Source organism: Streptomyces sp. NPDC002643 (genome assembly GCF_053592555.1).
On sequence record NZ_JBSFVY010000006.1, the window covers coordinates 189,054 to 204,280 of the forward strand.

Genomic DNA, 15,227 nt, shown 5'->3' on the forward strand with positions numbered 1-15,227 from the left:
CGCTGACCGCACCAGGAAGGATTCCCACCAGCAATGGCCGACGAGACCCCTGATCTTTCTTCTGGCCCAGTCACGCCCGACGAGGCCGGCGACACCCTGCGCATCGAGCCCGTCCAGCTAGAGACGGAGATGCAGCGCTCGTACCTGGACTACGCGATGTCCGTCATCGTGTCCCGCGCGCTGCCCGACGTCAGGGACGGCCTCAAGCCCGTCCACCGCCGTGTGCTGTACGCCATGTACGACGGCGGCTACCGGCCCGAGAAGGGCTTCTACAAGTGCGCCCGCGTCGTCGGCGACGTCATGGGCAACTACCACCCGCACGGCGACTCCTCGATCTACGACGCGCTGGTCCGCCTCGCGCAGCCGTGGTCGATGCGCATGCCGCTGGTGGACTCCAACGGCAACTTCGGCTCTCCGGGCAACGACCCGGCGGCGGCCATGCGCTACACCGAGTGCAAGATGGCGCCGCTGTCGATGGAGATGGTCCGCGACATCGACGAGGAGACCGTCGACTTCACGGACAACTACGACGGCCGCTCCCAGGAGCCGACCGTCCTCCCGGCTCGCTTCCCGAACCTGCTGATCAACGGCTCGGCCGGTATCGCGGTCGGCATGGCCACCAACATCCCGCCGCACAACCTCCGCGAGGTCGCGGCCGGCGCCCAGTGGTACCTGGAGAACCCGGAGGCCACCCACGAGGAGCTGCTCGACGCCCTGATCGAGCGCATCAAGGGCCCCGACTTCCCGACCGGTGCCCTGGTGGTGGGCCGCAAGGGCATCGAGGAGGCGTACCGCACGGGCCGCGGCTCCATCACGATGCGCGCGGTCGTCGAGGTCGAGGAGATCCAGAACCGCCAGTGCCTGGTGGTCACGGAACTGCCGTACCAGGTCAACCCGGACAACCTGGCGCAGAAGATCGCCGACCTCGTCAAGGACGGCAAGATCGGCGGCATCGCCGACGTCCGTGACGAGACCTCCTCCCGCACCGGTCAGCGTCTCGTGATCGTGCTCAAGAGGGACGCGGTCGCCAAGGTCGTCCTGAACAACCTCTACAAGCACACCGATCTGCAGACCAACTTCGGCGCCAACATGCTGGCCCTGGTCGACGGCGTGCCGCGTACCCTCTCCCTGGACGCGTTCATCCGTCACTGGGTGACGCACCAGATCGAGGTCATCGTCCGCCGTACGCGCTTCAGGCTGCGCAAGGCCGAGGAGCGGGCGCACATCCTGCGCGGCCTGCTGAAGGCCCTGGACGCCATCGACGAGGTCATCGCGCTGATCCGGCGCAGCGACACGGTCGACATCGCGCGCACGGGTCTGATGGACCTCCTGGAGATCGACGAGATCCAGGCCAACGCCATCCTGGAGATGCAGCTGCGTCGACTGGCCGCCCTGGAGCGCCAGAAGATCCTCCAGGAGCACGCCGAACTCCAGGCGAAGATCAACGAGTACAACGAGATCCTCGCCTCGCCGGTCCGTCAGCGCGGCATCGTCAGCGCCGAACTCGCCGCGATCGTCGAGAAGTACGGCGACGACCGCAAGACCATGCTGGTGCCCTACGACGGTGACATGTCCATCGAGGACCTCATCGCCGAGGAGGACATCGTCGTCACCGTCTCGCGCGGCGGCTATGTCAAGCGGACGAAGACGGTCGACTACCGCGCGCAGAAGCGCGGCGGCAAGGGCGTACGCGGCACGAAGCTCAAGGAAGACGACATCGTCGACCACTTCTTCGTGTCCACGACCCACCACTGGCTGCTGTTCTTCACCAACAAGGGCCGCGTCTACCGGGCCAAGGCCTATGAGCTGCCCGACGCCGGGCGTGACGCGCGTGGACAGCATGTCGCCAACCTGCTGGCCTTCCAGCCGGACGAGTCGATCGCCGAGATCCTCGCGATCCGCGACTACGAGGCCGCGCCCTATCTGGTGCTCGCCACCAAGGGCGGTCTTGTGAAGAAGACGCCTCTGAAGGATTACGATTCGCCCCGTTCCGGCGGTGTGATCGCGATCAACCTCCGTGAGAAAGAAGACGGTTCCGACGACGAACTGATCGGAGCCGAACTGGTCTCGGCCGAGGACGACATCCTTCTGATCAGCAAGAAGGCACAGTCGATCCGCTTCACGGCGACGGACGAGGCACTGCGTCCCATGGGCCGCGCGACCTCGGGTGTCAAGGGCATGAGTTTCCGTGAGGGCGATGAGCTGCTCTCGATGAATGTTGTTCGACCCGGTACGTTCGTGTTCACTGCCACAGACGGTGGGTACGCGAAGCGGACCGCCGTCGACGAGTACCGCGTCCAGGGTCGCGGTGGCCTCGGCATCAAGGCCGCCAAGATCGTCGAGGACCGCGGTTCGCTGGTCGGCGCGCTGGTGGTCGAGGAGACGGACGAGATCCTCGCCATCACGCTGTCGGGCGGTGTGATTCGTACACGAGTGAATGAGATCAGGGAAACCGGCCGTGACACCATGGGCGTCCAACTGATCAACCTGGGCAAGCGCGATGCCGTGGTCGGTATCGCTCGGAACGCCGAGGCGGGGCGTGAGGCGGAGGAAGTCGACGGCGACGAAGCCGTGGACGAGACCGCCGAAGGTGCCACGACGACCGGTACGGCCGAGGGTGAGGCACCCTCGGCCGAGTAGCACGAGGAGTGAGTCAGCGTGAGCGGAGCCACGGGCGCGGGATCGTCCGGTACTTCGGCCGGCACTTCGACCGGTGCGGAGGCGGGCGGCGGCGGCCGTGGCTCCGCCGCGCCTGCGATGGACACGCACACCACCCAGCTGAAGGCGATCAAGCCGGGTGCCGCCGAACCGTCGGCGTCGGCGGCGGACGCGCAGGGAGCCGCGGTGGGAGCCGTGAAGGACGGCCGGGCCCCGCAGGCCCAGCCCCTGCCGGGTACGGCTCCGGGTGGACCCGCCGCGGCGCAGGCGCAGCCTCCGGCTCCGGCGCCTGCTTCCGCCTCCCCGCTGCCCGGGGAGCGGCGACCGCAGCAGCAGGGCCCGTACCACCCGCCGCAGGCCTACCAGCCGGTCCCCGAGGGGGCCTCGCGCAAGCCGCGTACGGGAGTGGGAGCGCGTACGGCGCCTCGTACGCGCAAGGCGCGGCTGCGGGTGGCCAAGGCCGATCCGTGGTCCGTGATGAAGGTCAGCTTCCTGCTCTCCATCGCCCTCGGCGTCTGCACGATCGTCGCCGCGACGGTGCTGTGGATGGTCATGAACGGGATGGGCGTCTTCTCCACCGTCGGCGACACCATCTCCGAGGCCACCGGTTCGAACGAGTCCAACGGCTTCGATCTGCAGTCGTTCCTGTCGCTGCCCAATGTGCTGATCTTCACCTCGATCATCGCGGTCATCGATGTCGTCCTCGCCACCGCGCTCGCCACGTTGGGCGCGTTCATCTACAACCTCTCCGCGGGCTTTGTGGGCGGTATCGAGCTGACGCTCGCCGAGGACGAGTGAACGAGGACGACTGAACAAGGGCGCTGAACCGCGCTGTGCTGTGCCGCGTTGTGCGTGGGCCGGGTATCGATTTTGGGACTGCCCGCGTCGTGCGCTAATCTTCAGGAGTCAGCGCGCGGGACACACACCGCAGAGCGCGGCGGGGCTATAGCTCAGTTGGTTAGAGCGCATCCCTGATAAGGATGAGGCCACAGGTTCAAATCCTGTTAGCCCCACCAGTATGAAGACCCTCGACCGGGATCGGTTGAGGGTCTTTGTCGTGTGACATGAAAATCCCCCGGCCGTTGTGGGCCGGGGGATTTCTCATTCCGGTGTGGCGTTGTACGCGAGATCGCCGCCGGGTTCGTCGGGGTTCGACGGGGCCGGAATCAGCGCTGGAGCGGTGTGATCGGTTCGACCGCTGTCACCGGCGTCACTGATGTCACCGGTGTGTCGGGGGCGGCCGGGCTCGTGACGGGGAGGGCCAGGGCCATGGCTGTGCGCGGGCGGCAGGAGGGCGAGGAGCCGTGCGCCTCGGCGCGGATGCGCTGCTTCATCGTCGGGGGCAGGGAGCGGTCGTGTGGCCTGCTCTGGAGGGGCAGTGAGGGCTTCGTCGCCGGGGCCGCGCAGTTGCGGGTCGTCTCGGCCTGCGGTACCGCGGCGGCGGCCGTGGTCGTGATGAGTCCGAGCGCCGTGCACAGCGCGAGGAAGGCGGTGACGACGGTGGTCCACAGCTTCATGACCTTGTTCTGGGCCATGGCCCCTCACTTTCGGGTTGGGCGATTTGCGTACTTTGCTCATGATGTGTATGTGGGTTCCGAAACGGCGGACCGACGCCCCTGGCGCGTCGATCTTCGGATGAACACCACTCGGATGGGTGTGAGAGGTGCGGAACGTTTCGAGAACTCGCGGGAAGGAGGTCCCGGCCGGGTCCGCCGAGGTGTGCGAGATGTGATGGATCTGTGTGATGAACTTGCGATCGGAATGACGGCATCCGGTTCTATTGCGGTCTTCCGAACGGGAGTTGAGGGGCCGACGCAGGTCACCGTTGGATATCGGTCGGTGTGTATAGTCGGGCGCCAGAGGTCCCCTACGTCAAGGAAAGACGAGGTCGCGCGGTGAAGAAGCTTCTCCTGGTCGCACTGGCCGCCATCGGCGGGCTCCTCGTGTACCGCCAGATCCAGGCGGATCGCGCCGAGCAGGATCTGTGGACGGAGGCGACTGACTCCGTGCCCACGGGTTCGTGAACATCGACATCAGTCTCAGAGCGGACCCCGGTCGCCTTCGCGGCCGGGGTCTCGTGTTGTCCGGCCGCAAGGCCTGATCACTCGCGATTCAGGAGTGATTGAGGCGTGATCGAGGCGTGATTCAGGTGTGAATCAGATGGTCGCCGCGGTGGAGGAGAGGCTTCCCAGAGGCTGTTTTCGGCCGCTCGGCCATCGGAAGGTGGGCACGCGCGCGTACGGCCCGGCAGGATGGGCCCGTTCGGGGCCAGGGCATCCCGGCCACGACTTCTGAACTCGGCCTACGAGGCCACGGCTTCGGGGCTCACGACGAGGGGTGGCGCGTGATGGGGCGGCGCACGGTCTGGTGGCGAGCCGCGGCGGCCTTCGGGGCGGTCCTGTGCGTGATGTGCGCGCCGACGGCCCTGGCCGGCCCCGCCGAGGCGTCCGACGCGCCTGCGCCCTACTCCTACGCCGAGGACGCCACTACCGTCGAGGGCGCGACGAGCACCACGGGAGCGGTACGGCTGTTGCCCGGCAAGACCTACCGCAGCTCCATCGGCCCCGGCGAGAAGCTCTACTACCGCCTCGATCTCGACGCCGTGTCCAACGCGTACGCCTCCGCCACGGCCGTCCCCGACGTGGGAGCCGCCGTCGCCTCCGCCGACGGCATCCGGGTATCCGTCGAGGACGCCGACGCCCACCGCTGCTCCTACGAGACCACCCGCTTCGGCGCGACCCGCAGCGCACGTCCCGTCACGGCCTGGGCCTCACGCGTGATCGGCGCCGACGAGTACATGTGCCAGGGGGCCGGGACGTACTACGTCGTCGTCGAACGGGTCTCGTCGGGGGCGGCGGGTTCGTCGGCGGCTTCGTCGTCGGGTTCGTCGGGCGCGGGGAGTGTGTCGGGCGCCGCGGGGACGTCCACTTCGGGCTCCTCGTCCGGTACCTCGTCCGACCCGTCGTCGGGTTCCGGGGCAGGGGGATCAGGAGGGGACTGGGGGCTGGAGGTCGGCTCCGCCGTGGAGGCCGCCGTGAAGCAGGGCGGCTCGACGACCGCCCCGGAGAACTGGGACTCCGCGTCGCCCGAAGCGCTGCGAGGAGATCCCGTGATACGTGGTGGCGGGAGCGGCTTCGCCACGGCGACACCTGTGGCGCAAGGCGTCTGGCAGGACAAGGACGGGATCAGGCCCGGGGAGACGCTCTACTACAAGGTGCCCGTCGACTGGGGTCAGCAGATCCACACCACCGTCGAACTGGGCAGTACGACCGGCGGCGACGGCTATGTGGGCAGCGCGCTGGCCATGTCGCTCCACAACCCCGCACGCGGGCCCGTGGCGGACAGGGTCTTCAACTACAGCGGTGACCAGCGGGCCGCCGACCTGGGTCCGCTCCCCCCTGTCGCCTACGACAACCGCTTCTCCTTCGACGACGAGATGCGCGGGATGCGGTTCGCCGGCTGGTACTACCTGTCCTTCCACCTCGCTGCGGCGGTCGCCCAACAGTTCGATGACCAGTCCGTCGGCCTCACCCTGCGGATCAGGGTCTCCGGCCAGGCGGAGGCGGGGCCGGGGTACCTGGGCGAGTCCGCGCCGCGCGGGGTCTTCGAGGTGACCGCCGAGGACCTGGAGGCGGCGGAGAACGGGACGACGCAGGACACCTTGGAGGGGGACGGCGAGGGGGAGGCCGCTGGTACGGGGGACACCGAAGCCTCGGGGGGCGGAGGGGGCTCCGGGAATTCCCCGCTGACCGGCGACGAGCGGCTTGCCATGACGGCGGTCGCCGCGGGCGGGATCGGTACGGGAAGCCTGCTTGTGCTCATGCTGATGGTGTGGACGCTCGTGGCACGCAAGCGAGCGGCCCGGGCGGAGCTGGTGGGGCATGGGCAAGGCGGGTCCGCGTCCGGCCGGGGATCGGGGCCGCGCAGGGGCCGACGGGGGCGGCACGGGCCGTCTCGGGGCCGGTGAGCCGCGTCGTACGGGGCGAGGCGTCGGCAGGGCCGGGTCAGAGGCGGCTCAGTGCCCAGAAGCCCACCGCGAAGCAGGCCAGGGCCACCAGGAGGACCGGGACCACCACCTTCGCGGGCGGGCCCGGGCGGCGTCGAGGGACAGCCCGTGAGTGACGTGGAACTTCTGAGGTCCCTCCGGCGTAGGAATCAGCAGAGGCGTACGCGTGCTGCCGCACCGCCGAGGTCGAGGCCTGAGAGAGGTCCAGGGGTGGGTGCGGCTGGGGGGAGGGCACGTGCGTGGGTTCGTGGTGCGGAGCGGGCAGACCCGTCGCGGTGGGAAGGGGCATCGCGGACGGGGGAGTGGCCTGCTGCTCCGGCTGGTGCTGTGGGTAGCCGGAGGCGTGCTGCTGTTGCTCGGCCTGGAGCGCCGACGCCCGAGCGGCCAGCATCTGCGGCGGCGGCAGATGGAAGCTGCCGGTGTCCGACATCGTGGCCGGCCGCGGCGGCTCGGGGTCCCGCTCGGGCCTCGGGGGTACCGCGGCGGGCGACTCGGGAGCGGGTGCCGGGCCGGGGGATGCCTGGCCCGGGGGCACCGGACCAGGGCTTACGGGGGCGGAGTACGCCGAAGACGGGGAAGCCGCGCCCTGATACCAGTGCCCGGAGCCGGAGCCGGAGCCGGAGCCGGAGCCGGTCTGGGACGGGGCTGTGGTGGGCATGGGCGGTGTTGATATGGAGCCGGTCGGCAGCGAGGGGGGCGCGTTCCCTGTGCCGGTCGGTGCCGAAGGGTTCGGCGAGGGCGGGCTGTTGGGCGGCAGACCTTGCGGTGACACGCCTTGCGGTGACATGCCTTGAGAGGGCGGGCCCTGCGGTGGTAGCCCCTGCGGTGGCGGGCCCTCAGGCTGTGGACCGAGTCGCGGAGGGTTGGGTGGCGGGGGCGGCGTCAGGTCCGTGACGGACGAGGACGTACCGCCGGTACTCCCGATGCCACCTGCGCTGCTCGTACCACCGGTGTTGCCCGTACCGCCGACGTTGCCGTCGGCCGCACCCGTACCGCCGCTGCCGCTGACGTTGCCCGTACCCCCCGTACCGCCGCCGCTGCCGCCCGTGTCGTCGCTGGTGCCGGAGTAGGCCCTGTCCAGCCCGGATGCCCTGTGCAGGGGTCCTTTGGGGCCGAAGCCGGTGGGGAGGGGGCCGAGTTGGTCGAAGACCTCCACCAGTTCGTCGTCGGCGGTCGGCTCGGGCAGGAGCTCGACGGCTGCGGCGAGCGCCTTGCGGGCGCCGGTGGCGGTGCGGAAACGGGCGTCCGGGTCGGGCTGGAGCAGCGTGGCGATCACCTGCCACAGCGGCTCGGGGATGCTGCGAGGTGCCTTCGGGGTGCCGTGGGTGGCGAAGTGCTCGATGAGGGCCTTGGCGTCGGGTTTGGCGCCCTCCAGCAGATACAGGGCGACCAGACCGACCGCGAACAGGTCGGCGGGGAAGTCCGGGTCCGCGCCCAGCATCTGCTCGGGGGCGAAGTAACCCGGCGTGCCCACCACGTAGTTGGTCTCGGTCAGCCGGGGCTCACCGAGCCGCATGGCGATGCCGAAGTCGGACAGACGCAGTCGGGGCCGGGCGGTGCCGGTGGCCTCCAGCAGCACGTTGGCGGGCTTGATGTCGCGGTGGATGACGCCCTCGGCGTGCACGGCGGCGAGGCCGGACAGCAACTGGTCGAGCAACTCGCAGACATAGCCGGGCGGAAGGGGGCCGTAGTCGTTCACGAGATTGACCAGGGAGCCCCCCGCGACCAGGTCCATGGTGAAGAGGACCTTGTCGTCGTCGGCGGCCCAGCTGGCGGGCGCGAGCACATGGGGATGGTCGATCCGTACGGCCTGTTCACGGACGAACCTCAGCAGGGCGTGCGCGTCACGCTGCTGCAGGACCTTGGCGGCCACATAACGGCGGCGCCGGTGGTCCCAGGTGCGCCAGACCGCGCCGACTCCCCCGCGCCCGATCGGGTCGACCAGTTCGTACCGGCCGGCGAAGACCTCACCCATGGTTGTGCGTCGTTCCCCCTTCGGCTCCCCCCTTGGCTGCCCGTCGACGGAAGGCCGCGGCAGTCATGCCGCCCTCCGCGGAGCCGGCTCCTTCCGAGCCTACGGCCAGGTCTCCGAGGCCTCTTCGGGACGGCTCGACTTCCCCCTCACCCCTTGCGTTCCCCTTTGTCGGCCGAGGCCCGGTCGCCGAACCCCCTTTCGGTGACCGGGCCTTGGGCTCAGTTCTGGTGGGACTGGTAGTGGGAGACGGCGTCGGAGGTGCGGCCCGCGCCGTACACCCGGAGAAACTCTGCCAGTTCCGGGTGGGTCGGGGCGAGGGTGTCCGCCGCCTCGATGATGTCGCCGGCGGCCGCCACCGAGCGCAGCAGCGACTGGATCTCGCGGACGACCCGCTTGACCGTGGGCGCCCCCGAACTCGTCGTCGACTGCGTGGTGTTGCTGAGCACCGATCCCCCCTGTGACTTCTTGATCTCGTCCATGCGCTCGGTGGCCTCGGCGGCGCTCACGCTGCCGTCGGCGACCTGACCGGCCAGGTCCTGCAGCAGTTGGACCCGCTGAACCACCGCCGGATTGCCGATCTTGGCACGCTGACCGCTCATCAGCTGCGACAGCATCGGGGCGGACAGCCCCAACACCCCTGCGAGGCGAGCCTGGTTGAGCCCCAGGTCCTCGATGAGCCTACGGAAGAGCGCCCCCAACGGCTCTCCGTACCAGTTCCGCTGCAGCTCCCGGGCTCTTGCGGTCGCTTCCTGCTGTGCGGCGTCCATTGCGTCTCCCCATCGCTTCCCCAAAAACTGCGGTTCGCTGTAGCGAACCACGACGAGCATCTTACGGAGAGTGGTCGTTCACGGGGACCCCCAATCTTTTTGCGAGATCCCGGGGGTGACCCGGTACTCTGGTCTGCGGCACCTCCCAGTGGTCGGTACTTCTGGGTGGACGCCTTCCCTTCCGGGGCCTTAGCTCAGTTGGTAGAGCGCTGTCTTTGCATGGCAGATGTCAGGGGTTCGACTCCCCTAGGCTCCACAGCCGGTTGACCGGGCCGGACGTCGTACGACGTCCGGCCCGGTCTTTTTCTGTGCGGCGGCAGCGGGGCACCGGGCGTTGCCTCGGGCTGCGGGCGTCGCGATCGCTATCGATGCACTTCACGAGGGAACGGGCCCTGGATTGGGGCGACGGGCGGCGGCCCCTGTCGACGTGCGCATTTGCGAAACCCGTGGTGTGGGTCACAGCGAGTTGTGATCCTCTACGCGCATAACCCTTTGCAACCGGAACAACACATTCCGGGGTGGGGGTGCGGTGTGGGTCCCGCCGAGGGCGACAGCGGGGATGTTTCACGTGAAACGGCCCTGTGGGGCAGGAGACTTTCTCAAGTCTGCTGCCCCACAGGGCCGTTGAAAGTGGACCACCGGGCAGTCGAATCGTGCCCTCAGGTCTCGCTGCCGTCTCACCGCGTGAGCCAATGGGCTCTCGGCTGTCTTCGGCTCTCTGTCTTCGGCTCTCTGCCCTCGGCTATCGGTCTCAGCGGCGGTCGTCGCGTTCCGCTGCCTCCTCCTCGGCCTGCTTGGCCTGGACCTCGGGGTCCAGGACGGACTGGTCGCTGCCGTCGACGGAGGACAGCCGATCGGAATCGGAGACCTCGGTGGCGGCGGGCGGCTCGACCAGCCAGTCGGGGTTGGCCTGCTTGTCCCACCACTTCCAGACGGCGAAGGCACCGCCCGCCACCACGCCCACCACGGCCATGCCCTTCAGGGCCCGGCCGAGCTTCGCACGGCGCCGCTGCCTGCGGACCAGCCTCTCGATCTGCCGGGGCGAGACCTGCCCGCGCAGCGCGGCCAGCACGGCGACACTGCGCGCTGCCGCCTCCTCACGGACGGGGCCGGCCGCGGCCACCGCCTGCTCGATCCGTGGACGGGAGTAGTCGGCGGCCTGCCGAGCCGCCTCACGGGTCTGGCGGGCCGCCTTACGAGTACGGACGGCGGCCTCGTGGGCCGCGTAGTCGACCTTCGGCGGCACATGCGTACGGGCCTGCTCCAGACGCGGGACGATATGCGCCTCGTACTGGACGCGTGCCTGTTCCGCGGCCTGGGACACCTTCGGCGCGAGCACGACACGTGCCTCGTGCGCGTAGTGCGAGGCCTTCTCCTTGGCCGTGTCGGCGTAGGGCGCCACCACTTCCGCGGCGTGCAGCACGCTGTCCTTCGCCGTACCGGTCGCGGCGCGCACGCTGTCGATGCGGGTCACGGGTTCCTCCTCCTCGGTGGCGTACGGTATTTCGACTTTCCACCCTTTTGGGGATCATGCATCCCGGAGCGCTCCGGGGCATGCGAGGGCGGGCATCCGGGTCATGGGCGCCGACTCCACGGGATCGCGGAACGGAAGCCGCCCAAGATCCGGGGTGTGCGATAGCGGATGAATATGGGGCAACGGGAACTAGTCCACGACAGTGCCGACAATGCCACGGATCGCCGTGAAGCGCGCCGGTACCGGGGGGTACGCGACCGTATTTCCGCGTGCCCGGCGCACGAGGGTGCGGGCGTCGGGCGACGCGGCGCCCCGTCCGTGCGAGGATCGGGGGAGTTCACAGAGGACAACGGAAGGCAGATCGTGGCTGAGCAGCTGTACGCCACCCTGAAGACCAACCAAGGCGACATCGAGGTGCGGCTGCTGCCGAACCACGCGCCCAAGACGGTCCGTAACTTCGTCGAGCTCGCCCAGGGCGAGCGTGAGTGGACCAACCCGGCCACCGGCCAGAAGTCCACGGACAAGCTCTACGACGGCACGGTCTTCCACCGGGTGATCAGCGGATTCATGATCCAGGGCGGTGACCCGCTGGGCAACGGCACCGGTGGTCCCGGCTACCAGTTCGCGGACGAGTTCCACCCGGACCTCGCCTTCGACAAGCCCTACCTGCTGGCCATGGCCAACGCCGGCCCGGGGACCAACGGCTCGCAGTTCTTCATCACCGTCGCCCCGACGGCCTGGCTGACCCGCAAGCACACCATCTTCGGCGAGGTCGTCGACGCGGCCAGCCAGAAGGTCGTGGACGCCATCGCGACCGCGCAGACCAACCCGCGCACGGACCGCCCGGTCAACGACGTCGTCATCGAGACGGTCGTCGTCGAGACCCGCCAGGGCTGAGTTCAGGGACCTGCCGGGTTTCGAGACCCGCTCGGTTTCGAGATCCGCCGAGTTTCGAGACCTGCCGGGTGCCGGGATCGGAACCCGAAAGGTTCGCAAGGTCCCGAAGGGAACCATTCGCCCCGCTCATCCGTAAGGATGGGCGGGGCCGATGCGTTCCACACGCGAGAGGGAGGCGACATCGATGGAGCAGGTGCCGAGCAGCCGGCCGAACGCGCAGAGCCTGCCGTCCTGCTACCGTCACCCGGGCCGTGAGACGGGCATCCGGTGCACCCGCTGCGAGCGCCCCATCTGCCCCGAGTGCATGGTCAGCGCCTCCGTCGGCTTCCAGTGCCCGGAGTGCGTCCGCGGAGGCTCCGGCACAGGCCACGCACCGTCGGCCTCCCAGCCCCGCACCCTCGCGGGCGGTACCGTCACGGGCGACCCCCGGCTGCTCACCAAGCTGCTGATCGGTGTGAACCTGCTGGTGTACCTGGTCCAGCTCTCCCTGGGCGATCAGTTCACCGAACGGTTCGAGCTCATCGGCCGTGCCTGGGTCCCCGAACTGGGCAGCACGCTCCAGGGCGTCGCCGAAGGCCAGTGGTACCGACTGGTCACGTCGATGTTCCTGCACGGCAGCGTCATGCACATCGCCTTCAACATGCTCAGCCTGTGGTGGCTCGGCGGCCCCCTGGAAGCCGCCCTCGGCCGCGTCCGCTATCTCACGCTCTACGCCGTCTCGGGCCTCGCGGGCAGCGCGCTCACGTATCTGCTCTCCGCGCAGAACCAGGCGTCCCTCGGCGCCTCCGGCGCCATCTTCGGACTCTTCGGCGCGACCGCCGTCCTGATGCGCCGGCTCAGGTACGACATGCGCCCGATCATCGTCCTGCTGGTGATCAACCTGATCATCACGTTCGGCTGGTCCGGTATCGCCTGGCAGGCTCATGTGGGTGGCCTGGTGGCCGGTGTCGTCGTGGGTTACGCGATGGTCCACGCACCGCGCGAGCGCCGGGCGCTGATCCAGTACGGCGTGGCCGCCCTGGTGCTGATCGCCGCCGTCGTCCTGGTTCTGGTCAGGACCGCGCAGCTCGGCTGAACCGGCGCTCCGGGCGGGCCGGCAATCGATACAGCACTGTTGTCCACAGATCGTGGCGGATCTTGTGCACAAAGTGCGGGAACAGATGTGCCCCCTGTCGCTCACCTGCTTTTTCGCAGGTCAGACAGGGGGCGAACAGGCTTACGGGAGGTGGTCGGTCAGTCGTACCGGCGTCAACGTCCTGCGGGTTATCCACAGATGGTCTTTCTTTTCCCCATGTGGATAACCCCTGTGGATAACTTTGTGACCAGCTCTGGTCAGAGCTGGTCACACGGCCCGGAACCGGTTGGACCGCCGAGGCGGAGGCGGCTGCTTCCGTGGCGCGGCGCCGCTACTTCCACTGGGTCGAGACGCCGAATCCCGCGGCGATGAAGCCGAAGCCGACGACGATGTTCCAGTTGCCGAGCGAGTCGATGGGCAGGGAGCCGTCGGTCACGTAGAAGACGACGATCCAGGCCAGACCGATGACGAACATGGCCAGCATGACCGGCGCGACCCAGCCGCGGCTGTTGAGCTTGATGTTCGTGGCCTGCTTGGACGGCGGCGGCGTGTAGTCGGCCTTCTTGCGGATACGTGACTTCGGCACGAGGGTCTCTCCTGTCGATGCGCTGCGTGGCCGCGCAGGGAACGATGGCGGGCTCCGGGGCAGCGTACTAGGGGACTCTTGAGCTCCCCCGGGCGTCCGTTAGCGTAGTGCTTCCGCGGCGCCGAAGGAGATAAGGGTACGTTGAGCAATTCAGCCGACTCCCCCGAGGCAGGTTCCGGCGACGCTTTCCCGGCGGGTGCCGTACCTCCCGCCCAGGTGCCGGGCGCCGAGCCTTCCGCCTCGAACGGTGCCAAGGCTTCCACCCCGCACGGTGCCAAGCTCACCGCTCCGAACGGTGACGCGGCCGCCCGTGGAGGCTTCCGGCCCGCGCGCGTGCTCACGGTGGGCGTCTTCGCCCTCGCCGGGCTGATCTTCTTCACCAGCTTCGACACCGCCAAGGGCACGAACATCCGCACGGACGCCTCGCTGCTCAAGCTCTCCGACCTGATCCAGGAGCGCAGTCACAAGAACGGGCAGCTGAACGAGTCCAACGCGACGCTCCGGGACGACGTCGAGGCCCTCGCCGAGCGGGACGACGGCAGCAGCGAGGCCGACGACGCCCGGCTGAAGGCGCTGGAGAAGAACGCCGGCACTCAGAAGCTCAAGGGCGACGCCCTCACCGTCACCCTCGACGACGCCCCGCCGGACGCCACCGCCAAGCTCCCCGGCTACCCCGAGCCCCAGCCCGACTACCTCGTCATCCACCAGCAGGACCTCCAGGCTGTGGTGAACGCCCTGTGGCTGGGCGGCGCCAAGGGCATCAAGGTCATGGACCAGCGTCTGATCTCCACCAGCGCCGTACGCTGCGTCGGCAACACCCTGATCCTCCAGGGCCGCGTCTACTCGCCCCCGTACAAGATCCAGGCGGTCGGGGACACGGAGAAGCTGCAGAAGGCGCTCGCGGAGTCCGCGGCGATCCAGAACTACATGGTGTACGTCAACGTCTACGGGCTGGGCTGGAAAGTCACCGAGGACGGGCCGGTGACTCTGCCCGGCTACTCGGGCACAGTGGACCTGAAGTACGCGAAGCCGGTGGAGTAACCGCCGCCGGCGCGACGGCAGCCCGGGGGCCCCGTGTCGGTGCGCGTGATCGTCAGGACCGTCAGCGAGCTCTGCGTCACCGTCGGCACCCTCATCGTGCTTTTCGTCGTCTACGTCCTGTTCTGGACCGGTGTGAAGGCCGACACCGAGATGGACCGCCAGGTCGATCTGCTCCAGGAACAGTGGGCGAGGCAGCCGGAGAGACCGGCCTTCGCGCCGGGGGGCTCGGACAGCACGGAGCCGCCCGCCGCGTACGAGGACGGCAGACCGTTCGCCCTCATGTACATCCCGCGTCTTGGTTTCACGTGGAACAAGCCCGTCCTTGAGGGCACGAAGACGAACACACTCAAGAAAGGGCTCGGTCACTACGCGAATACCGCGCAGCTGGGACAGAAGGGGAACTTCGCGGTGGCCGGACACCGCCGTACGTACGGTGATCCCTTCAAAGATTTTCCCAAGCTGCGCCCCGGCGACGCGGTCGTCCTGAGCGATGGGACGACCTGGTTCACCTATGTCATCGACCGGGGGCCCCATCGGACCCTGCCCACGGATGTCCAGGTCATCGACCCCGTGCCGAGGAAATCGGGGTACACGCGCGCGGGGCGCTATCTGACGCTGACGACCTGCGACCCGGAGTGGGGGCACAGCCACCGGCTCGTCGTCTGGGGCCATCTCGAATCCACTCAGCCTGTGGAGACCGGGAAACCGGAGGCACTACGCCGTTAGTCTGGTGGCGGTACGGCGTGAG

13 protein-coding genes and 2 tRNA genes are annotated in these 15,227 nt (G+C 68.8%); 10 read left to right on the forward strand and 5 right to left on the reverse strand.

Translation table 11 applies throughout. The features are described from left to right. Positions 1–33 precede the first annotated feature (33 nt). The 3 genes from gyrA (at position 34) to ACWD4G_RS11495 (ending at position 3,674) form a co-directional block, all read left to right on the forward strand. Complete coding sequence (gene gyrA, locus ACWD4G_RS11485) at positions 34–2,640, forward strand: DNA gyrase subunit A (RefSeq protein ID WP_451292464.1); 2,607 nt, start codon at positions 34–36, stop codon at positions 2,638–2,640. Between the two features lie 18 nt (positions 2,641–2,658). Beyond that, complete coding sequence (locus ACWD4G_RS11490) at positions 2,659–3,456, forward strand: DUF3566 domain-containing protein (RefSeq protein WP_451292465.1); 798 nt, start codon at positions 2,659–2,661, stop codon at positions 3,454–3,456. A gap of 141 nt (positions 3,457–3,597) precedes the next feature. Beyond that, positions 3,598–3,674 (forward strand) — tRNA-Ile (locus tag ACWD4G_RS11495). Between the two features lie 150 nt (positions 3,675–3,824). Here the strand turns inward: ACWD4G_RS11495 and ACWD4G_RS11500 are convergent. Then, entirely contained in the window at positions 3,825–4,193 is a 369-nt protein-coding gene (locus ACWD4G_RS11500) for a DUF6344 domain-containing protein (protein ID WP_451292466.1), read from the reverse strand. A gap of 360 nt (positions 4,194–4,553) precedes the next feature. Between ACWD4G_RS11500 and ACWD4G_RS11505 the strand changes: the two genes are divergently transcribed. Beyond that, positions 4,554–4,682 (forward strand): DLW-39 family protein, encoded by a 129-nt coding sequence (locus tag ACWD4G_RS11505; RefSeq protein ID WP_003999697.1) that lies wholly within the window; start codon positions 4,554–4,556, stop codon positions 4,680–4,682. A gap of 323 nt (positions 4,683–5,005) precedes the next feature. Continuing rightward, positions 5,006–6,625 (forward strand): hypothetical protein, encoded by a 1,620-nt coding sequence (locus tag ACWD4G_RS11510; protein ID WP_451292467.1) that lies wholly within the window; start codon positions 5,006–5,008, stop codon positions 6,623–6,625. Positions 6,626–6,662: 37 nt separating this feature from the next. On the opposite strand, the gene ACWD4G_RS11515 is transcribed toward ACWD4G_RS11510, so the two are convergent. Beyond that, entirely contained in the window at positions 6,663–8,639 is a 1,977-nt protein-coding gene (locus tag ACWD4G_RS11515; RefSeq protein WP_451292468.1) for a protein kinase domain-containing protein, read from the reverse strand. A 218-nt stretch (positions 8,640–8,857) separates the two neighbouring features. Continuing rightward, complete coding sequence (locus ACWD4G_RS11520; RefSeq protein ID WP_451292469.1) at positions 8,858–9,406, reverse strand: helix-turn-helix domain-containing protein; 549 nt, start codon at positions 9,404–9,406, stop codon at positions 8,858–8,860. A gap of 183 nt (positions 9,407–9,589) precedes the next feature. Between ACWD4G_RS11520 and ACWD4G_RS11525 the strand changes: the two genes are divergently transcribed. Next, positions 9,590–9,662: transfer RNA gene (locus tag ACWD4G_RS11525), tRNA-Ala, on the forward strand. Between the two features lie 495 nt (positions 9,663–10,157). On the opposite strand, the gene ACWD4G_RS11530 is transcribed toward ACWD4G_RS11525, so the two are convergent. Next, positions 10,158–10,880, reverse strand: a complete 723-nt coding sequence (locus ACWD4G_RS11530) for a DUF5324 family protein (protein ID WP_451292470.1) — start codon at positions 10,878–10,880, stop codon at positions 10,158–10,160. Positions 10,881–11,243: 363 nt separating this feature from the next. Between ACWD4G_RS11530 and ACWD4G_RS11535 the strand changes: the two genes are divergently transcribed. Beyond that, positions 11,244–11,777: a peptidylprolyl isomerase gene (locus tag ACWD4G_RS11535; protein ID WP_451292471.1), complete on the forward strand. Its 534-nt coding sequence runs from the start codon at positions 11,244–11,246 to the stop codon at positions 11,775–11,777. 184 nt (positions 11,778–11,961) lie between these two features. After that, positions 11,962–12,852, forward strand: coding sequence for a rhomboid family intramembrane serine protease (locus tag ACWD4G_RS11540; protein WP_451292643.1), 891 nt, complete (start codon positions 11,962–11,964; stop codon positions 12,850–12,852). Between the two features lie 331 nt (positions 12,853–13,183). On the opposite strand, the gene crgA is transcribed toward ACWD4G_RS11540, so the two are convergent. Continuing rightward, positions 13,184–13,438 (reverse strand): cell division protein CrgA, encoded by a 255-nt coding sequence (crgA, locus tag ACWD4G_RS11545; protein ID WP_451292472.1) that lies wholly within the window; start codon positions 13,436–13,438, stop codon positions 13,184–13,186. A 141-nt stretch (positions 13,439–13,579) separates the two neighbouring features. On the opposite strand from crgA, the gene ACWD4G_RS11550 reads away from it, so the two are divergent. Continuing rightward, positions 13,580–14,479: a DUF881 domain-containing protein gene (locus ACWD4G_RS11550; protein WP_451292473.1), complete on the forward strand. Its 900-nt coding sequence runs from the start codon at positions 13,580–13,582 to the stop codon at positions 14,477–14,479. A gap of 33 nt (positions 14,480–14,512) precedes the next feature. Then, complete coding sequence (locus ACWD4G_RS11555) at positions 14,513–15,205, forward strand: class E sortase (RefSeq protein ID WP_451292474.1); 693 nt, start codon at positions 14,513–14,515, stop codon at positions 15,203–15,205. Positions 15,206–15,227: the final 22 nt, after the last annotated feature.